A 19428-nucleotide genomic window follows, 5' to 3' on the forward strand; every position below is an offset into this window, starting at 1 on the left:
GCCTGCCCGAATGAGTGAACGGCCGGGACCCGATGGATACAGACAGAGGGAGGGAGATGGTGGAACGCGAACCGGCCTCGCGGCCGTCCGAGCGACTCGCGTTCCACCACCTTCCCCCAGGCACGCGCCCGCACGGACAAGGGCCGGGCCCGAGCGATCTCTCGCCCGGGCCCGGCCCTCACCTTCAACGATCCGCTTGCGGACCTCCGCCCTCGGCACCGGCCTTCGGCCACCGCCGCAGGCCGTTCCTCAGGCGAATACCGCCATGCTCTTGGCCTTGCCGCCCTGGTTCTCCACCAGGGCGAGGAAGGTGCCGTCCGGCGCGAACGCCGCGACCGGCCCCTCACCGTCGAACAGCGGCATCGGGATCCGTGCGCCGTTGAGCAGCGGCTTGACCTGCTGCTCGGCCACGTCCCAGCGGGTGAACGCGGCGGCCGCCGCATCCCCGATCGGCATGACCGGCAGCCCGGCGCCCTCGGGGTCGTCGACCGCGGCCTGCAGCTGTTCCAGGGTGCGCGCCCGGTCCAGCTTGTACGGGCCGACGCGGGTGCGCCGCAGAGCCGTCAGATGACCGCCGACGCCGAGCCCGGCGCCGAGATCACGGGCCAGCGCCCGGATGTACGTGCCGGACGAGCACTCGACGGAGACCAGCAGGTCGGTCACCGCGGTGCCGTCCTCCGCCTCGGCCTCGTGCGCGGAGTGGACCACGAACGAGGAGATGGTGACCGGCCGGGCCGGGATCTCCACGTCCTCGCCGTCGCGGACCCGCGAGTACGACCGCTTACCGTCGATCTTGATCGCGCTGACCTTCGACGGGACCTGCATGATCGCGCCGGACAGCTCGGCGACACCGGCGTCGATGTCCGCACGGCTGATGCCGTGGGCCGCCTTCGACGCGGTGATCTCGCCCTCCGCGTCATCGGTGATCGTCGTCTGCCCGAGCCGGATCGTGCCGACGTACTCCTTCTCCGTCAGCGCGAGATGACCGAGCAGCTTGGTGGCCCGCTCGATGCCGAGCACGAGCACGCCCGTCGCCATCGGATCGAGGGTGCCGGCGTGCCCGACGCGGCGGGTGCGGGCCATTCCCCGCGTCTTCGCCACGACGTCGTGCGAAGTGAAGCCGGCCGGCTTGTCGACGATGACCAGGCCCGCCTGCCGCCCGCCACCGCCCTTGCCGGAGCGCGCCGCACGCTCGCCGCTCCCGGTCGGCTTGGTGCTCTCAGGCTTCATTCTGCTGCTGCGCCCTCGTCGTTCTCGTCGTCCTCGCCCGGCTTGCGGTACGGGTCGGCCTCACCGGCGTACTCGGCGCCCGAGGACACCTCGCGCACCTTGGCGTCCGACGCGCGCGCCTTGTCGAGCAGATCGTCGATCGTCTTGGCGTTCTCCGGCAGGGCGTCCGGCACGAAGGCCAGGGTCGGCGTGAACTTCGTGCCCGCCGCGGCACCGACCGCGGAGCGCAGGATGCCCTTGGCGCTCTCCAGCCCGGCGGCCGCGCTGGCCCGGTCCTCGTCGTCGCCGTAGACCGTGTAGAAGACCGTGGCCTCCCGCAGGTCGCCGGTGACCCGGGTGTCCGTGATGGTCACGTGCGTGCCGAGTCGCGGGTCCTTGATTCCGCGCTGCAGCTTCTGGGCGACCACCTCCCGGATGAGGTCCGCCAGCTTCTTCGCCCGCGCATTGTCGGCCACTGGTCCGTCTCCTTCTTGTCTTCCACAATTGTGCTTCCACCGGCGACGCGCCGCCCGGTTCCAGGGTCAGTCGTCGTCGCCGTGCAGCCGCCGCCGTACCGACAGCAGCTCCACTTCGGGCCGTGCGGCGACCATGCGCTCGCAGCGGTCCATGACATCGGTGAGATGTCCCGTGTCCCCGGAGACCACCGCCAGGCCGATCGTGGCCCTGCGGTGCAGATCCTGGTCCCCGACCTCGGCGACGCTCACCGCGAATTTGCGGTGCAGCTCGGCGACGATCGGGCGGACGACGGAACGCTTCTCCTTCAGCGACCGTACGTCGCCGAGAAGCAGGTCAAAGGACAGTGTCCCTACGTACATGCAAGACGGGTCAAGCCACCCGCGGGGCCTTTGGGGGCACCTCCCAGCGGTAGCTGGGGGAGTACGAGTCATTCGAACGGTACACGGAACGGCCGGGGCCGATCGACGGAATATCCTCCGCCGACCGGCCCCTTCCCGCCCGTCGCCCGACCACCATTCCTGGTGGTCTGCACGGCGCGCAGGCTGCTGTTCGCGTGATCAGCCGCGCGGCTTCTCGCGCATCTCGTACGTCGCGATGACGTCGTCGATCTTGATGTCGTTGAAGTTTCCGAGGTTGATACCGCCCTCGAAGCCTTCGCGGATCTCGGTGACGTCGTCCTTGAAGCGGCGCAGACCCTGGATGTTGAGGTCCTCCGCGATGACCTTGCCATCGCGGACCAGACGGGCCTTGGTGTTGCGCTTGACCTCGCCGGAGCGGATGAGCACACCCGCGATGTTGCCGAGCTTGGACGAGCGGAAGATCTCGCGGATCTCCGCGGTACCGAGCTCGACCTCCTCGTACTCCGGCTTGAGCATGCCCTTGAGGGCCGCCTCGATCTCCTCGATCGCCTGGTAGATGACCGAGTAGTACCGGACGTCGACGCCCTCGCGGTCGGCCATCTGCGTGGCACGGCCTTCGGCGCGCACGTTGAAGCCGATGACGATCGCGTCGGAGCCGGACGCCAGGTTGATGTCGGACTCCGTGACCGCACCGACGCCGCGGTGCAGCACCCGGATGTCGACCTCTTCGCCGACGTCGAGCTGGAGCAGCGAGGACTCGAGAGCCTCCACCGAACCGGACGCATCGCCCTTGATGATGAGGTTGAGCTGCTGCACCTCGCCCGCCTTGAGCACCTTGTCGAGGTCCTCGAGGGACACCCGGCGGGTGCGCTTGGCGAAGGCGGCGTTGCGCTCGCGCGCCGCGCGCTTCTCGGCGATCTGACGGGCCGTACGGTCCTCGTCGACAACCAGGAAGTTGTCGCCGGCACCCGGGACGTTGGTCAGACCCAGGACCAGGACGGGGGTCGACGGACCCGCTTCCTCGACGTTGTTGCCCTTGTCGTCGAGCATCGCCCGGACACGGCCGTAGGCGTCGCCGACGACCATCGTCTCGCCGACGCGCAGCGTGCCGCGCTGGACCAGGACGGTCGCCACGGCGCCGCGGCCACGGTCGAGGTGCGCCTCGATCGCGATGCCCTGCGCGTCCTGCTCCGCGTTGGCGCGCAGGTCGAGCGAGGCGTCCGCGGTCAGGACCACGGCTTCGAGCAGCTGCTCGATGTTCAGGCCCTCACGAGCGGAGATGTCGACGAACATGGTGTCGCCGCCGTACTCCTCGGCCACCAGACCGAACTCGGTGAGCTGACCGCGCACCTTGGTCGGGTCGGCGCCCTCGACGTCGATCTTGTTGACCGCGACCACGATCGGCACGTCGGCCGCCTTGGCGTGGTTCAGGGCCTCGATCGTCTGCGGCATGACACCGTCGTTGGCCGCCACCACGAGGATCGCGATGTCGGTCGACTTGGCACCACGGGCACGCATGGCGGTGAACGCCTCGTGACCCGGGGTGTCGATGAAGGTGATCCGACGCTCTTCGTCGTTGACCTCGGTCGCGACCTGGTAGGCACCGATGTGCTGGGTGATGCCGCCGGCCTCGCCCGCGATGACGTTCGTCTTGCGGATCGCGTCGAGCAGTCGCGTCTTACCGTGGTCGACGTGACCCATGACGGTCACCACCGGCGGACGCGCGACGAGCATTTCCTCGCCGCCCTCGTTCTCACCGAAGTCGATGTCGAAGGACTCGAGAAGCTCGCGGTCCTCCTCCTCCGGGCTGACGATCTCGACGACGTAGTTCATCTCGTCGGCGAGCAGCTGCAGCGTCTCGTCGGAGACCGACTGGGTCGCGGTGACCATCTCACCCAGGTTCAGCATGACCTGGACGAGCGACGCCGGGTTGGCGTTGATCTTCTCGGCGAAGTCCGTCAGCGAGGCACCGCGCGACAGGCGAACCGTCGCACCGTTGCCACGGGGCAGCATGATGCCGCCCACCGACGGGGCCTGCATGGCCTCGTACTCCTGACGCCTCTGCCGCTTCGACTTACGGCCACGACGCGCCGGACCGCCGGGACGGCCGAACGCACCCTGCGTGCCACCACGGCCACCGGGACCGCCGGGACGGCCACCGAAGCCGGGACGACCGCCGAAGCCGCCGCCACCGCCGGGACCACCCGGACGACCGGCGAAACCGCCGCCGCCACCGGGACGACCGCCGCCGCCACCGCCACCGGGACGACCGGCGAAACCGCCGCCGCCACCGGGACGACCGCCGCCGGCACCGCCGGGACGACCGGCACCGCCGGGACCGCGACCGCCGCCGCCACCGGGGCCCGGACGCGGGCCGGCAGCGGGACGCTGCGGCATCATGCCCGGGTTGGGACGGTTACCGCCGCCGCCACCGGGACGCGGAGCGCCACCGGGAGCCGCACCCTGCGGACGGGGCATGCCGCCCGGAGTGGGACGGGCGCCGCCCTGGCCACCCTGGGGACGCGGGGCACCCTGGCCGCCGCCCTGCGGACGCGGGCCGCCGGGACCACCCTGGCCGCCGGGACGCGGAGCGCCACCGGGACGGGGGGCCTGCGGACGGGCCATGCCGGTGGAGCCACCGGACGTGAAGGGGTTGTTGCCCGGACGGGGACCGGACGGACGCGCACCGCCGGGACGGCCGCCCTGGCGGTCGCCACCGGGACGCGGAGCGTTACCGCGCTGACCACCCTGGCCCTGACCCTGGGCCGGCGCCGGACGGGCCGGACGCGGGCCGGGCGTGGCACCGGGGCGGGGAGCCGACTGGCCGGCGGCGGGAGCTGCCGGCGGAGCCTGGAACTCGGGCTGCGCGGGGGCAGCGGGAGCAGGCTTGGGCGCCGGGGCCTTCGGAGCCGGCGCGGGGCGCGGGCCCGGGGTGGGCCCGGCGGAGGGGGTGCTGCTCTTGGGGGCTGCCGGAGCCTCGGGCGCCTGCGGCGCCTCGGGGGCGGCCGGGGCCGGAGCCGCGGGGCCCGGCTTGGGCGCGCCCGGCTTCGGGGCAGCGGGACGTGCCGCCTGCGCCGGCGAGGGCGCCGACGGGGACGGCTTTGCGGGTGCCGACTTGCGCGGCGCCGCGGGCTTGCCGGCGGCGCGGCCGTTGCCGCTGCCTGCCTGGAAAGCGTCGGTCAGCTTGCGCACGACCGGCGCCTCGATCGTCGAGGACGCCGAACGGACGAATTCCCCAAGCTCTTGGAGCTTGGCCATGACGACCTTGCTCTCGACGCCGAACTCCTTGGCGAGTTCGTATACCCGGACCTTAGCCACTTCGCTCCTTCTAGGTCCGGGTTGTCCGCCGGACCGTCGCTACTTCATGGGCGTACTCATCGCGTACTCATCGAGTGCTCATCGCAATCTCGACCTACTTCCGACTCGCGAGGTACCTGACCGCACGGTTTTCCGTGCGCTGTGCGTTTCTTGCTGTGCGTTAGTGCAGGGGCGGCTGCTCGGCACGCTCGACGTGGTGGCGCAAGGCCGTTGTGTCGAACGGTCCCCGGCCCCGAAAAGCCCGGGGAAAAGCCCGGCGGCGAACCGCCAGGTCGAGGCAGACCAGTGTCGGGTGCACGTAAGCACCCCGGCCGGGCAGCGTACCGCGAGGATCGGGGGCACACTCACCCTCCATCGCCACGATGCGCAGCAAATCGCCCTTGGCCGCTCGCTCCCGGCATCCCAGACAGGTTCGCTCAGGGCATGCGCGGGCATGCGTCCGGCCAGACACTGCTTAAGTCTACCTCCCCGCGGCGGCCTCACCCCGATGGGGTAAGGCCGGAACGGCTGCTGAGAATTCCCGGCAGCACGCCGCGACCCCCCTCTCGGCGGGACGCGGCGGCGCCGCTTTCGATCAGTCCTGCGGTGCCTGCTGCTCGGTGTCGGGACGGATGTCGATCCGCCAGCCCGTGAGACGGGCGGCGAGCCGGGCATTCTGCCCTTCCTTGCCGATGGCCAGGGACAGCTGGTAGTCGGGGACGGTGACCCGGGCGGACCGGGCCGCCAGGTCCACGACCTCGACCTTGCTGACCCGGGCCGGCGACAGCGCGTTCGCCACCAGGTCTGCCGGGTCGTCCGACCAGTCCACGATGTCGATCTTCTCGCCGTGCAGCTCGGCCATGACGGCGCGCACCCGGCCGCCCATCGGGCCGATGCAGGCGCCCTTGGCGTTGAGACCGGACCGGGTGGACCGCACGGCGATCTTGGTGCGGTGACCGGCCTCGCGGGCGATGGCGGAGATCTCCACCGAGCCGTCCGCGATCTCCGGTACCTCCATGGCGAAGAGCTTCTTCACCAGATTGGGGTGGGTGCGCGAGAGCGTCACCGACGGTCCGCGGACGCCCTTGGCCACCCGGACGACGTAACTGCGGATGCGGGTGCCGTGTGCGTAGTCCTCGCCGGGGACCTGCTCCTGCACCGGCAGCATGGCCTCCATCGGGCCGATGTCCACCAGGACGTTCTTGGGGTCCTTGCCCTGCTGGACGACGCCGGTGATGACATCGCCCTCACGCCCGGCGAACTCGCCGAAGGTGATCTCCTCCTCGGCGTCCCGCAGCCTCTGCAGGATGACCTGCTTGGCGGTGGTCGCCGCGATCCGGCCGAAACCGGAGGGGGTGTCGTCGAAATCGCGGGCCTCGGCGCCCTCCTCCAGGTCCGCCGGGTCCTCCTTCGCCCACACCGTCACGTGCCCGGTGTTGCGGTCCAGCTCCACCCGCGCCTGCCGACGGCTGCCGTCGGTGCGGTGGTAGGCAATGAGGAGGGCCGACTCGATCGCCTCGACCAGCAGGTCGAACGAGATCTCCTTCTCCCGCACCAGACCCCGCAGGGCACTCATGTCGATATCCACGGCTACGCCTCCTCCTTGTTCTCGTCGATCTTCTCGTCCTGCTGCGCGTCGTGCTTGTCCGCCTTCTCGGGCTTACGGCTGAATTCCAGCTCGATCCGCGCCTTGGCGATCTCGTCGAACGCGACCCGTCGGGCGGTCGGCTTACGGCCCTTGACGCCCGGCACCTCGAGGTCCAGGCCCTCGTCGTCCACGGCGATGATGCGCGCCACCAGCTCGCCGGACCCTGCTGCGTCGGTCAGTTGGGCCTTGATGAGGCGGCCGACGGCGCGGCGGTAGTGCCGCAGCTCGGTCAGTGGCCGGTCGGCGCCGGGTGAGGTCACCTCAAGGGTGTACGGGGCGCCGCCCATCGCATCGGTGTCGTCCAGGACCTGGGAGGCCTCGCGGCTCAGCTCGGCACACTCGTCCAGCTGGACGCCCTCGTCGGAATCGACCACGATCCTCAGCACCCGCCGCTTGCCTGCGGGGGTCACCTCGATCTCTTCCAGATCCAGGTCTCGCGCGGCGACGAGCGGTTCAAGCAATCCGCGCAGCCTCTCGCTCTGGGTCGTGCTCATCCGGGTGACTCCTCGGCCGCGTGTGCTGTTGTGGGTAGGTCGCGTGTCGGGTCAAAGCCTATCTGTTCCGGCGGGGTACTGACGATTCGGTGGCCGGTCACGGATACCCTCGCCTGCGGTGATCACTACGGAAGACCCGGGAAGTGGAACGTGCCGAACGTGAAGCTCACGCGCAGAAGGACCCTGCTGGCCGGTGCCGCCCTCGGGGGCGCGGCCCTGCTCGTGGGCTGCTCGGAGGATCCGGACCCCTCGGCGGCCGAGCACTCCTCCGCCGCCGAGCGGCTCCGCGAGCGCTCCGCCCGGGACAGCGAGCGGTTGCTGGCGCGCTACGACGCGACCCTGGCGGCGCACCCGGACCTGGAGACGCGGCTGCAGCCGCTGCGTGCCGAAGTCGCGCGCCACGCAAAGGCGTTCACCGACGATGCCGCCGCCCCGTCCCCGACCGCGACCCCGTCCGACGCCTCGGCCCGCAACGCCGGCGCCCTCTCCTCCGGTGCCTCGCCGAGCGCATCCCCGTCCTCGGGCCCCAGCGTTCCGAAGGACGGGAAGGCGGCCCGCACCGCCCTGGCCGACGCGGAACGCGAACTGTCCGATACCCGCATCAAGGCACTCAGGGCCGCGCCGCCGGAGCTGGCACGGCTGCTGGCCTCGGTGGCGGCCTCGGGCGCGGCCCACGCCTTCCTGCTGACGGAGTCCGGGGCATGACAGCCCCGCGGGCGCGCGGCGCATCGCTTGCCCGCCGCCCATCACGTCAGCCGGGCGCCCACGCACCGTGCGGGGACCGCCGTCACCACAGGACCGGACAAAGGGCAGGCACATGAGGGTCGGGACAGCGCGCACCGAGGACGACGACAGCGCGAAGGACGAGCTGGCGGCCGTGCAGGCCGCCCTGGCCGCCGAACACGCCGCGGTGTACGGCTACGGCGTCGTCGGCGGCCGTATCGGCGGCGAGCGGCGCAAGGAGGCGCAGGCGGCGTACGACGGGCACCGCGCCCGCCGGGACGCCCTGCACCGCGCCGTCCGCGATCTGGGCGGCAAGCCGAAGGCCTCGGCCGCGGCGTACGAACTGCCGTTCCCGGTGCCGGACGCGGCCGCCGCGGCCCGGCTCGCCGCGGAGCTGGAGGACCGGCTGGCCGCCGTCTACGCGGACCTGGTGCGGGCCGGTGGCACGGCACGCCGCGCGGAGGCGGCCTCGGCACTGCGCGAGGCGGCAGTGCGGTCGGTGCGCTGGCGCGGCAGCGGCGTAGCCTTCCCTGGGCTCGGCGAACGGGCCCAGGCCGGCCTCCCGACCGGCTCCGCGAGCGCTTCCTCCAACGCGCTCTGAACGGCCGCCCGCGGTCACCGCACCAGGAAAGGGACAGCTCAAGCATGGCAACGGCACCCATCGAACCGCCGCAACGGTTGGTGAGCTCGCTCAGCGGCGAGCAGGACGACGTTGCCCGGGGCTGGCTCGCGGCGCTGCCGACGATGGTTCAGGAGCGGCTGACGGCATGGGAGCTGACGCTGGAGCGGGTGCACGCCCCGGGGGGCCGGAGCAGTCTGCTGGCGCTCGTACGGCAGCAGGACGGGACGCCCGCGGCGTTGAAGTTCCCGGTGCCGGGGCGGGTGTCCGCGCACGAGGCCGCGGCGCTGGCGGTGTGGGACGGCTGGGGTGCGGTACGGCTGCTGCGGTCGGACGAGGAGAGCGGCGCGCTGCTGCTGGAGCGGCTGCAGGGCTCGGTGTCCTTGCGTTCGCTGCCCGAGGCCAAGGCGCTGTTGGAGGCGGCCGGCACGGCGCAGCGGCTGTGGGTGCCGCCGGGCGAGAAACATCCCTTCGAGACGCTGGCCGGGCGCACGGAGGCGGCGGCGGAGGCACTGCGGGCGGCGGCTGAGGCCGTCCCGTCCGCAGCTCCTCTGGTGGAGGAGGCGCTGGAGCTGCGGCGCGCGCTGCCGGCCGGCTCCGACGAGGCATATCTCCTGCACGGCGCGTTCCGGCAGGGCAAGGTGCTGGCGGGCGAGCGGGTGCCGTGGCTGGCGGTCGGGCCCGCGCCGGTCGTCGGCGAGCGGGCGTACGACCTGGCCGCCCTGGTGCTGGACCGCTTCGAGGACCTGGCGGCCGGCTCCGGCGCGGCCGCAGCGGCCCGCCGCAGGGTGGCCAAGCTGGCCGACTCCCTGGAGGTCGACCGGGACCGGCTGCGGGACTGGACGCTGTACCGCGCCGTCGGCGCGGGGATGCGGGAGACGGCCTCGGGCGACCGGCAACGGGGCGAACTGCTCCTGGAGTTCGCGGCCTGGCTGTAGCCGGCGGTGACAGAGCGAAGGACGGGCCGGCCGGGTGGCGATCCACCCGGCCGGCCCGTCCGCTGATCGCTACGCGCCGAGGCGGGCGACGGCTTCCTCGACGGTCAGCTCCTCGCGCTCGCCGGTGCGGCGGTCCTTGACCTCGACGACGCCCTCGGCGGCGCGGCGGCCGGCGACCACGATCGTCGGGACGCCGAGCAGTTCCGCGTCGGTGAACTTCACACCGGGCGAGACGCCGGCCCGGTCGTCGACGAGGACCCTCAGCCCCGCGGCGCCGAGCTGCTCGCCGACCTCCAGGGCGAGTTCGGTCTGCTTGGCCTTGCCCGCGGCGACGACGTGCACGTCGGCCGGCGCGATCTCGCGGGGCCAGCACAGGCCGGACTCGTCGTGGGTCTGCTCGGCGAGGGCGGCCACCGCACGGGAGACGCCGATGCCGTAGGAGCCCATGGTGACGCGGCTGGGCTTGCCGTTCTGGCCGAGCACGTCCAGCTCGAAGGCGTCGGCGTACTTGCGGCCGAGCTGGAAGATGTGGCCGATCTCGATGGCGCGGTCGATGCGCAGGCCGGCACCGCACTTCGGGCAGGGGTCGCCGGGCTCGACGACGACCACGTCGAGGTACTCGTCGACCTCGAAGTCGCGGCCGACGACGACGTTCTTGGCGTGCATGCCGGGCTTGTTGGCGCCGGTGATCCAGGCGGTGCCCTGGGCGATGCGCGGGTCGGCGAGGAAGCGGAAGGACTTGCCCGCCAGGCCCTGCGGGCCGACGTAGCCGCGCACCAGGTCGGGGCGGTCGGTGAAGTCCTCGGCGGTGACCAGCTCGACGGTGGCCGGCGCGAGGTGCTCGCCGAGCTTGCCGAGGTCCACCTCGCGGTCACCGGGCACGCCGACCCCGACGATCTCCCCGTCGACCTTGACCAGGAGGTTCTTCAGGGTCGCGCCGGCCGGTACACCGAGGTGGGCTGCGAGCGCATCGATGGTGGGGGTGTCGGGGGTGTCCAGCTCCTCCAGGGGCCCGTGGGCGCTGCCGTCGACCGGCGCGACCTTGGTGGTGACGGCCTCGGTGTTCGCGGCGTAGTCGCAGGCCGGGCAGTCCACGAAGGTGTCCTCACCGGCCGCGGCGGGGGCGAGGAACTCCTCGGAGGCGGAGCCGCCCATCGCGCCGGAGACGGCGGATACCACGCGGTAGTCCAGGCCGAGGCGCTCGAAGATCCTCTGGTACGCCGCGCGGTGCAGGGCGTAGGACTCGGCCAGGCCCTCGTCCGTGGTGTCGAAGCTGTAGGAGTCCTTCATCTGGAACTCGCGGCCGCGCAGCACGCCCGAGCGGGGGCGCGCCTCGTCGCGGTACTTCGTCTGGATCTGGTAGAGGATGACCGGCAGGTCCTTGTAGGACGTGCACTGGTCCTTGACCGTGAGGGTGAAGATCTCCTCGTGGGTGGGGCCGAGGAGGTAGTCGGCGCCCTTGCGGTCCTTGAGGCGGAAGAGCAGGTCGCCGTACTCCTCCCAGCGGCCGCTGGCCTCGTACGGCTCCTTCGGCAGGAGTGCGGGCAGCAGGACCTCCTGGCCGCCGATGGCGTCCATCTCCTCGCGCACCACGCGCGAGACGTTCTCCAGCACCTTCTTGCCCAGCGGCAGCCAGGTCCAGATGCCGGCGGAGGTGCGGCGGACGTACCCGGCGCGTACGAGCAGCTTGTGGCTGGCGGTCTCGGCGTCGGCCGGGTCGTCACGCAGCGTCTTGATCATCAAGCGGGACATGCGCTGGACCTGTGCGGCGTTGGCCATGGGAGTTTCTCCTGCGTAAGAAAGATGACTCCCAGGAGGTTAGCCGTACCGATGTGGCGCATGGAAATGCGTTCCGCCCCGGAGGGGGTCAGCGGCGCAGCAGCGGCAGTGGCGCGCCCATCACGGCGTACGGCGTCGGGGCGCTGGGGAAGAGCACGCGGCGGGCGAGATCGCGGTATCCCAGGGAGCGGTAGAGGGCGCGGGCGGGGCTCTCGGTGTCGATGGCGGAGAGGATGCTGCGGGGCTCGCGGGCCTCGTCGGTGATGCGGGTGATGAGCGTCCGGCCGATACCGCGGTTCTGGTAGGCGGGGTGCACATGCAGCTCGGTGATGACGAAGGAGTCGTCGAGCCAGTGGTCGAGGCTTTCGCCGCGCAGGTAGGGCTCGACGACGGTGGACCACCAGTGGCCGCGGTCGTTGGGCATGCCGTAGACGAAGGCGATGAGCCGGCCGGCGGCGGTGGTGGCGCCGAGGGCGCGGGCGCCGCGGCAGCCGAGGTGGCGCAGCACGATGTGGCGCCGGACGGTGATCTCGTCGTCGGTCAGGCCGAACGCCAGGGCCTGCACGGCGAGTGCGTCGTCCACCCGGGCAGCGAGATCGAGGGGGCCGACCGCGACGTCATCCATGGTCGGGAGCGTACAAGGCGGCGGGTCAGAACAGTACGCTCATGAACGCGCCGACTTCCTCGAAGCCCACCCGGCGGTAGGAGGCGCGGGCGGCGGTGTTGAAGTCGTTGACGTAGAGGCTGACGACGGGGGCGACGTCGCTGAGGGCGTAGCGCAGTACGGCGGCCATGCCGGTCTCGGAGAGTCCTTTGCCGCGGTGGTCGGGGTCGACCCAGACGCCTTGGATCTGGCACGCCTTGGGGGTCGCGGCGCCGATCTCGGCCTTGAAGACGACCTTGCCGTCCTCGATGCGGGCGAACGACCGGCCGGCGCCGACGAGTTCGGCGACCCGGGCCTGGTAGAGCAGGCCGCCGTCGCCGGCCATCGGGGAGATGCCGACCTCTTCGGTGAACATGGCCACGCACGCGGGCATGATCACGTCCATCTCGTTCTTGCGGATGCGTCGTACGCCGGGGTCGGGTGTGACCTCGGTGGCGGGTGTGCTGGTGACCATGAGGGGCTGGTGGCGGCGCACCTCACGGGCGGCGCCCCAGTGGGGCTCCAGGAGGGACCACAGCTCCGCGGTGGGGCCTGCCGGGCCGACGATGGAGGAGCAGCGGCGGCCTTGGCGGCGGGCGCGTTCGGCGAAGCCGCGGACGGCTTCCTGGGTGGCGCAGACGGGCACGAGATTGGCGCCGGCGTAGCAGAGGGATTCCAGCCGGCCGTCGACGTACCAGCCCCACATCTCTCCGCCGAGCCGCCAGGGGTCGAGCCCCGCGACCTGCACGCGGGCGGCGACGAAGGCGTTGGCGACCGGGTCGCGGTCCAGGACCGCGAGGGCGTCGTCGAGCTCCCCGGGCTCAAGCACCTTGATGGTGGTGGTCGTCAGCACGTGTCGGAATGCCTCACCGTTGCGGGCCTGGGAGGACAGGCGGGAGCAGGTCTTGGCACTTTACCTCTCCGTGCGCGAGCGCACCCGGCTCGCGGGCGGGCCCGCGACGGGGGCGCGCTGTGCGTGAGCCCCGCGGCCCGGGAGGGCGGCGGGGCTCGGACGCGGTGGGGCGCAGGCGCGGGGCGTCAGCCGACGGCGCCGGCCGGCTCGCCTGCGGCGGTGACGACGGGGGCACCGGAGGCGACGCCGTCCTTCTCCATCTGCTCGGCGATCTTCATGGCCTCTTCGATGAGGGTCTCGACGATCTTCGACTCGGGGACGGTCTTGATGACCTCGCCCTTGACGAAGATCTGGCCCTTGCCGTTGCCGGAGGCGACGCCGAGGTCGGCCTCGCGGGCCTCGCCGGGGCCGTTGACGACGCAGCCCATGACGGCGACGCGCAGCGGCACCTCCATGCCCTCCAGGCCGGCCGTGACCTGGTCGGCGAGCTTGTAGACGTCGACCTGGGCGCGGCCGCAGGACGGGCAGGAGACGATCTCCAGGCGGCGGGGCTTGAGGTTGAGGGATTCCAGGATCTGCAGGCCGACCTTGACCTCTTCGGCGGGCGGCGCGGACAGCGAGACGCGGATGGTGTCGCCGATGCCCTCGGAGAGCAGTGCGCCGAAGGCGACCGCGGACTTGATGGTGCCCTGGAAGGCGGGGCCGGCCTCGGTGACGCCGAGGTGCAGCGGGTAGTCGCTCTGGGCGGCGAGCTGGCGGTAGGCGTTGACCATCACGACCGGGTCGTTGTGCTTGACCGAGATCTTGATGTCGCGGAAGCCGTGCTCCTCGAAGAGTGACGCCTCCCACAGGGCGGATTCGACGAGCGCCTCGGGGGTGGCCTTGCCGTACTTGGCGAGCAGCCGGGCGTCCAGCGATCCGGCGTTGACGCCGATGCGGATGGGGGTGCCCGCGTCGGAGGCCGCCTTGGCGATCTCCTTGACCTTGTCGTCGAACTGCTTGATGTTGCCGGGGTTGACGCGGACCGCGGCGCAGCCGGCGTCAATGGCGGCGAAGACGTACTTGGGCTGGAAGTGGATGTCCGCGATGACCGGGATCTGGGACTTCCGGGCGATGACGGACAGCGCGTCGGCGTCGTCCTGCGTCGGGCAGGCGACGCGGACGATCTGGCAGCCGGAGGCCGTCAGCTCGGCGATCTGCTGCAGAGTCGCGCCGATGTCGGACGTCCGGGTGGTCGTCATCGACTGCACCGAGACCGGTGCGTCTCCGCCCACGGCGACCGTACCGACCTGGATCTTGCGGCTGACCCGGCGGTCGGCGAGCTTGGTCGGTACGTCCGGCATTCCGAGTGAAATGGCAGTCATCTGGCGAGCAACCCCAAGGTGTGGATCTAGGTCCCGAATTCGGCGGGCTCCGGTAATCGAGATTACGGCACCAGGGTTACGGGAGGCACATCGCTACCCCTGAGAAACCCCCGAAAGGGGGCTGCCGCGCACACCCATACGTCATGGGAGCACCCGGCCACCGTACCGCCCCGCCGTGGCCGGGCGGCCTCCGCCCGGCACCGCGCCCGTGTCGGGCGGGAGGTGCCGGGCGGGGCCCCGGCTCAGGTCAGCTTCACCGGATTGACCACGTCGGCGACGAGCACCAGCAGGGTGAAGCAGACGAAGACACCGGCGACGACGTAGGCGACCGGCATCAGCTTGGCGACGTCGAAGGGACCGGGGTCGGGGCGCCGGAAGACCTTGGCGAAGGCCCGCCGGACGGACTCCCACAGGGCGCCGGCGATGTGTCCGCCGTCCAGCGGCAGCAGCGGCAGCATGTTGAACAGGAACAGCGAGAGGTTGAAGCCGGCGACCAGGAAGAGCATGGTCGCCACCCGCTGCTCCGGCGGGATGTCGAGGGAGAAGACCTCGCCGCCGACCCGGGCCGCGCCGACCACGCCCATCGGGGAGTCCTGCTTGCGCTCGCCTCCGTTGAAGGCGGCGTCCCACAGGTCGGGGACCTTGGTGGGCAGGTGGACCAGCGAGTCGACGCCCTGCTGGACCATGCTGCCCATGCGGTCCACGGACTGCCCGAACGACTGCTGGACGACGCCGCTGGCCGGGGTGAAGCCGAGGAATCCGGCGGTGACGAATTCGCCGGCGACGTACCCGCCGTGTCCGTCGGTCTTGGCGACCTTGTTCTCGATCAGGTCGGCGTGCAGGGTCCGCTGCGCGCCGCCGCGCTCCACGACGAGCGTCGCGGGCCCGGTGGTGTCGCGGATCTGCTCCTGGAGGGCGCCCCAGTCGGGGACGGCGCTGCCGTTGAAGGAGACGATCTTGTCGCCGGCCCGCAGGCCGGCGGCCTTGGCCGGGGAGTCCTTGGCGCCCGCGGGGCACTTGTCGGTCTTGGCGGAGGCCGAGATGACGCAGTCCGAGACGGAGCCGACCTGGGTGGTCTGGGTGTTGATGCCGAAGCCCATCAGGACGCTCATGAAGATCACGACCGCGAGGATCAGGTTCATGAACGGTCCGGCGAACATCACGATGACGCGCTTCCACGGCTTGCGGGTGTAGAACAGCCGCTTGTCGTCACCGGGCTGCAGCTCCTCGAAGGCCGCCGAGCGGGCGTCCTCGATCATGCCGCGCCACGGTGAGGTGGAGCGGGCCTGGAGCTTTCCGTCATCGCCGGGCGGGAACATGCCGATCATGCGGATGTAGCCGCCGAGCGGGATGGCCTTGATGCCGTACTCGGTGTCGCCCCTCCTGCGGGAGAAGAGCGTCGGGCCGAAGCCCACCATGTACTGCGGCACCCGGATGCCGAACATCTTGGCCGTGGAGAGGTGGCCGAGTTCGTGCCAGGCGATGGAGAACAGCAGACCGACGACGAAGACGACTATGCCGAGGATGGTCATCCAGGTCGTCATGCGCGAGCCTCCGAAGGTGTGCGTGCCGCACGTGCGGCGAGTTCGCGGGCGCGGGCGCGCGCCCAGGTCTCCGCCTCCAGGACGTCCGCGACGGTCAGGGAAGTTCCCCGCGCGGGCGTGCCGTGCTCGGCGACCACTTCGGCGACCGTATCCACAATCCCTGTGAACGGCAGCCCGCCGTGGAGGAACGCGTCCACACATTCCTCGTTCGCCGCGTTGAAAACGGCGGGTGCCGTGCCGCCCAGACCGCCGACGTGGCAGGCCAGCGGGACGGAGGGGAAGGCGGCCTCGTCGAGCGGGAAGAACTCCCAGTTCTGCGCCTTCGTCCAGTCCACGCCGGGCGCGGCGTCCGGGACCCGCTGCGGCCAGCCCATGCCCAGCGCGATGGGCATGCGCATGTCGGGCGGGCTGGCCTGGGCGAGCGTGGAGCCGTCCGTGAACTCCACCATCGAGTGGATGTAGGACTGCGGATGGACGACGACCTCGATGCGGTCGAAGGGGACGTCGAAGAGCAGATGCGCCTCGATGACCTCCAGGCCCTTGTTCACCAGGGTCGCGGAATTGATCGTGACGACCGGGCCCATCGACCAGGTGGGGTGGGCGAGTGCCTGCTCGGGGGTGACGCCGGCCAGCTCCTGGCGGGTGCGGCCGCGGAAGGGGCCGCCGGACGCGGTGACGACGAGCTTGCGGACCTCTGCGCGGGCGCCCCCGGCCAGCGCCTGGAACAGCGCGGAGTGCTCGGAGTCGACGGGGATGATCTGGCCCGCCCGGGCGGCGGCCTTGACCAGCGGGCCGCCGACGATCAGCGACTCCTTGTTGGCCAGGGCGAGGGACCGGCCCGCGGTGAGCGCGGCCAGGGTGGGGGCGAGACCGATGGAACCGGTGATGCCGTTGAGAACGGTGTGGCACGGCGAGGCGGCGAGTTCGGTGGCCGCGTCGGGGCCCGCCAGCACCTCCGGGAGCGGCTCCCCGGCCCCGTAGCGCGCCGCGAGCGCCTCCCGCAGCGCGGGCACCGCGTCCTCACGGGCGACCGCGACGGTGCCGGCCCGCAGCCGGTGCGCCTGCTCGGCGAGCAGCTCGACCCGGCCGCCGGCCGCGGAGAGCGCGGTGACGCGGAAGCGGTCGGGGTTGCGCAGCACGATGTCGATCGCCTGGGTGCCGATCGAACCGGTCGACCCGAGAATGACGAGGGCGCGCGGGCCCTGCGGGCCTCCAGGATCGGTGGGAGCCGGCTCGAAACGCAGGTGCGGGTGGGCGAGGGAGTCCGTCATGTGGTCCATTGTGGCCGGTCGGTGCGGCGCCGTGGGCACCGAGTCGGCGAGCTGGTGATCAAGGGGTGCCGCCGGGGTCGTGCGACCGGCGGCAGGCGCCTCGTACGGGCGACCCGTGGGCCGTCCGTACGAGGCGTCGTGGTGCCCTTCCGGGCGCGATACCGGTGCCGTCCGGTCAGCGGATCGGCCGGTGCACGTTGTCCTTCGTGCTCGGTCCGGGGGTGGCGTCGGCGATCCAGGGGCCGTTGCCGCTGGGGTCGATGACGCCGTCCTCCAGCCAGGTGTACCGGCCGTCGAGGACCCCGGAGACGACCTTGCGGTCGAGATCGTCGGTGTTGTGCCAGAGCCTGGCGAAGAGTTCCTCGACGCGGATCCGGGACTGCCGGCAGAAGACGTCGGCCAGCTGGTGGGCCTCGCGGCCGCGCTCGCCGGTGAGGCGCAGGTGCTCCGCACGCACGCAGGCCGCGCTCATCGCGAAGAGTTCGGCGCCGATGTCGACGATCCGGCCGAGGAAGCCCTGTTTGGTCTCCATCCGGCCCTGCCAGCGCGACATCGCGTAGAAGGTGGCGCGGGCGAGCTTGCGGGCGGCCCGCTCGACGTACCGCAGGTGCACCGCGAGTTCGCCGAACTCCTGGTAAGTGCGCGGGAGTTGACCGGGTCCGGCGACGAGCTTGGGCAGCCAGCGGGCGTAGAAGCCGCCGGCCTTGGCGGCGGCCCTGCCCTTGTCGGCGAGGGACTTGTCGGGGTCGATGAGGTCGCCGGCCACCGACAGGTGCGCGTCCACCGCCTCCCGGGCGATCAGCAGGTGCATGATCTCCGTCGAGCCCTCGAAGATGCGGTTGATCCGCATGTCGCGCAGCATCTGCTCCGCGGGGACGGCCCGTTCGCCGCGGGCGGCGAGCGAGGCGGCGGTCTCGAAGCCGCGGCCACCGCGGATCTGGACCAGTTCGTCGGCCATCAGCCAGCCCATCTCGGAGCCGTAGAGCTTGGCCAGGGCCGCCTCGATGCGGATGTCGTTGCGGTTCTCGTCGGCCATCTGCGAGGAGAGGTCGACGACCGCTTCCAGGGCGAAGGTGGTGGCGGCGATGAAGGAGATCTTGGCGCCGACCGCCTCGTGCCGGGCGACCGGCTTGCCCCACTGCTCGCGGGCCGCCGACCACTCACGGGCGATCTTCAGACACCACTTGCCGGCGCCGACGCACATCGCCGGCAGCGAGAGTCGGCCGGTGTTGAGCGTGGTCAGAGCGATCTTCAGGCCGGCGCCCTCGGGGCCGATGCGGTGCTTGGCGGGGACCCGCACCTGGTGGAAGCGGGTCACGCCGTTCTCCAGGCCGCGCAGCCCCATGAAGGCGTTGCGGTTCTCGACGGTGATGCCGGGCGAGTCCGCCTCGACGACGAAGGCGGTGATCCCGCCCTTGTGGCCGGTGGAGGCGGGCACCCGCGCCATCACCACCAGCAGGTCGGCGACCACGCCGTTGGTGGTCCACAGCTTCACGCCGTCCAGCACGTAGTCGTCGCCGTCCGGCACCGCGGTGGTCGCCAGGCGGGCGGGGTCGGAGCCGACGTCCGGCTCGGTCAGCAGGAACGCCGAGATGTCCGTACGGGCGCAGCGCGGCAGGAAGGTGTCCTTCTGCTCCTGCGTGCCGAAGGTCTTCAGCGGCTGGGGGACGCCGATCGACTGGTGCGCGGAGAGCAGCGCGCCGATTGCCGGGCTCGCCGAGCCGACCAGGGAGAGGGCCCTGTTGTAGTAGACCTGGGTGAGGCCGAGGCCGCCGTACTTGGTATCGATCTTCATGCCGAGCGCGCCGAGCTCCTTGAGCTCTCTGACCGTCTCGTCCGGGATCCGGCCCTCGCGCTCGATGCGGGCGCTGTCGATCTTCGTCTCGCAGAACTCGCGCAGCGTGGCGAGGAACTTCTCGCCGCGCCGTACGTCGTCCGCGGCCGGGGTGGGGTGCGGATGGATGAGGTCGAGCCGGAAGCGCCCCAGGAACAGTTCCTTGGCGAAGCTGGGCTTACGCCAGTCCTGTTCACGGGCCGCCTCGGCGACCTGGCGTGCTTCGCGCTCGGAAACGTTGCGGATGGACGGAGCGGTCATCAGGAACTCACCTCGCCGCGGATCGGGAGTTTGCACCGGCGCGCCGGTCGGCTACCGGTCCGTGCTACTTGTGAGCGTTCCCGATTCGCGGGGGTTGCACCACTGCTGGCGCGGG

General features: G+C 71.6%; 17 protein-coding genes. 3 read left to right on the forward strand and 14 right to left on the reverse strand.

Annotated features, from left to right (window positions below; genetic code table 11):
- Positions 1–249: 249 nt before the first annotated feature.
- The 7 genes from truB to rimP all read right to left on the reverse strand — a co-directional run bounded on the left by truB (position 250) and on the right by rimP (position 7484).
- The gene (truB, locus tag QOM21_RS10570) at positions 250–1230 is read right to left on the reverse strand and encodes a tRNA pseudouridine(55) synthase TruB (RefSeq protein ID WP_407549615.1); all 981 of its coding nucleotides are present in this window, start codon (positions 1228–1230) and stop codon (positions 250–252) included.
- Positions 1227–1685, reverse strand: a complete 459-nt coding sequence (rbfA, locus tag QOM21_RS10575; RefSeq protein WP_407549617.1) for a 30S ribosome-binding factor RbfA — start codon at positions 1683–1685, stop codon at positions 1227–1229. The genes truB and rbfA overlap by 4 nt, the downstream gene beginning before the upstream one ends.
- A 66-nt stretch (positions 1686–1751) precedes the next feature.
- Positions 1752–2045, reverse strand: a complete 294-nt coding sequence (locus QOM21_RS10580; RefSeq protein WP_407549619.1) for a DUF503 domain-containing protein — start codon at positions 2043–2045, stop codon at positions 1752–1754.
- Positions 2046–2243: 198 nt separating this feature from the next.
- A complete protein-coding gene (gene infB / locus QOM21_RS10585) occupies positions 2244–5363 on the reverse strand; it encodes a translation initiation factor IF-2 (RefSeq protein ID WP_407549621.1) in 3120 nt (1039 codons plus the stop codon).
- 160 nt (positions 5364–5523) lie between these two features.
- Entirely contained in the window at positions 5524–5814 is a 291-nt protein-coding gene (locus tag QOM21_RS10590) for a YlxR family protein (RefSeq protein ID WP_393895591.1), read from the reverse strand.
- 123 nt (positions 5815–5937) lie between these two features.
- Positions 5938–6930 carry a transcription termination factor NusA gene (gene nusA, locus QOM21_RS10595; protein WP_407549623.1) on the reverse strand — a complete coding sequence of 331 codons (993 nt, stop codon included), beginning with the start codon at positions 6928–6930 and terminating at the stop codon, positions 5938–5940.
- A 2-nt stretch (positions 6931–6932) separates the two neighbouring features.
- On the reverse strand, positions 6933–7484 hold the full coding sequence (gene rimP, locus QOM21_RS10600; protein ID WP_407549625.1) for a ribosome maturation factor RimP: 552 nt from the start codon (positions 7482–7484) through the stop codon (positions 6933–6935).
- A gap of 159 nt (positions 7485–7643) precedes the next feature.
- Here rimP and QOM21_RS10605 point away from each other — a divergent pair, with 159 nt between their 5' ends.
- The 3 genes from QOM21_RS10605 (at position 7644) to QOM21_RS10615 (ending at position 9764) form a co-directional block, all read left to right on the forward strand.
- Positions 7644–8189 carry a hypothetical protein gene (locus tag QOM21_RS10605; RefSeq protein WP_407549627.1) on the forward strand — a complete coding sequence of 182 codons (546 nt, stop codon included), beginning with the start codon at positions 7644–7646 and terminating at the stop codon, positions 8187–8189.
- Positions 8190–8301: 112 nt separating this feature from the next.
- A complete protein-coding gene (locus QOM21_RS10610) occupies positions 8302–8808 on the forward strand; it encodes a ferritin-like domain-containing protein (protein WP_407549629.1) in 507 nt (168 codons plus the stop codon).
- A gap of 44 nt (positions 8809–8852) precedes the next feature.
- A complete protein-coding gene (locus QOM21_RS10615; RefSeq protein WP_407549631.1) occupies positions 8853–9764 on the forward strand; it encodes an aminoglycoside phosphotransferase family protein in 912 nt (303 codons plus the stop codon).
- A 69-nt stretch (positions 9765–9833) separates the two neighbouring features.
- Here QOM21_RS10615 and QOM21_RS10620 read toward each other — a convergent pair whose 3' ends face one another.
- The 7 genes from QOM21_RS10620 to QOM21_RS10650 all read right to left on the reverse strand — a co-directional run bounded on the left by QOM21_RS10620 (position 9834) and on the right by QOM21_RS10650 (position 19313).
- Positions 9834–11543: a proline--tRNA ligase gene (locus QOM21_RS10620; RefSeq protein ID WP_407549633.1), complete on the reverse strand. Its 1710-nt coding sequence runs from the start codon at positions 11541–11543 to the stop codon at positions 9834–9836.
- Between the two features lie 88 nt (positions 11544–11631).
- Positions 11632–12168, reverse strand: a complete 537-nt coding sequence (locus QOM21_RS10625; RefSeq protein ID WP_398557162.1) for a GNAT family N-acetyltransferase — start codon at positions 12166–12168, stop codon at positions 11632–11634.
- A gap of 25 nt (positions 12169–12193) precedes the next feature.
- Complete coding sequence (locus QOM21_RS10630; protein WP_407549635.1) at positions 12194–13039, reverse strand: GNAT family N-acetyltransferase; 846 nt, start codon at positions 13037–13039, stop codon at positions 12194–12196.
- A gap of 185 nt (positions 13040–13224) precedes the next feature.
- Positions 13225–14403: a flavodoxin-dependent (E)-4-hydroxy-3-methylbut-2-enyl-diphosphate synthase gene (gene ispG, locus QOM21_RS10635; RefSeq protein WP_407549637.1), complete on the reverse strand. Its 1179-nt coding sequence runs from the start codon at positions 14401–14403 to the stop codon at positions 13225–13227.
- 242 nt (positions 14404–14645) lie between these two features.
- Positions 14646–15947, reverse strand: coding sequence for a M50 family metallopeptidase (locus QOM21_RS10640; protein WP_407549639.1), 1302 nt, complete (start codon positions 15945–15947; stop codon positions 14646–14648).
- Positions 15944–17218: a 1-deoxy-D-xylulose-5-phosphate reductoisomerase gene (gene dxr / locus QOM21_RS10645; RefSeq protein WP_407549641.1), complete on the reverse strand. Its 1275-nt coding sequence runs from the start codon at positions 17216–17218 to the stop codon at positions 15944–15946. The genes QOM21_RS10640 and dxr overlap by 4 nt, the downstream gene beginning before the upstream one ends.
- Before the next feature lie 175 nt (positions 17219–17393).
- Positions 17394–19313, reverse strand: coding sequence for an acyl-CoA dehydrogenase family protein (locus QOM21_RS10650; RefSeq protein ID WP_407549642.1), 1920 nt, complete (start codon positions 19311–19313; stop codon positions 17394–17396).
- Positions 19314–19428 lie beyond the last annotated feature (115 nt).

This window comes from Streptomyces sp. Pv4-95 (assembly GCF_045782725.1).
GTDB lineage: Bacteria > Actinomycetota > Actinomycetes > Streptomycetales > Streptomycetaceae > Streptomyces.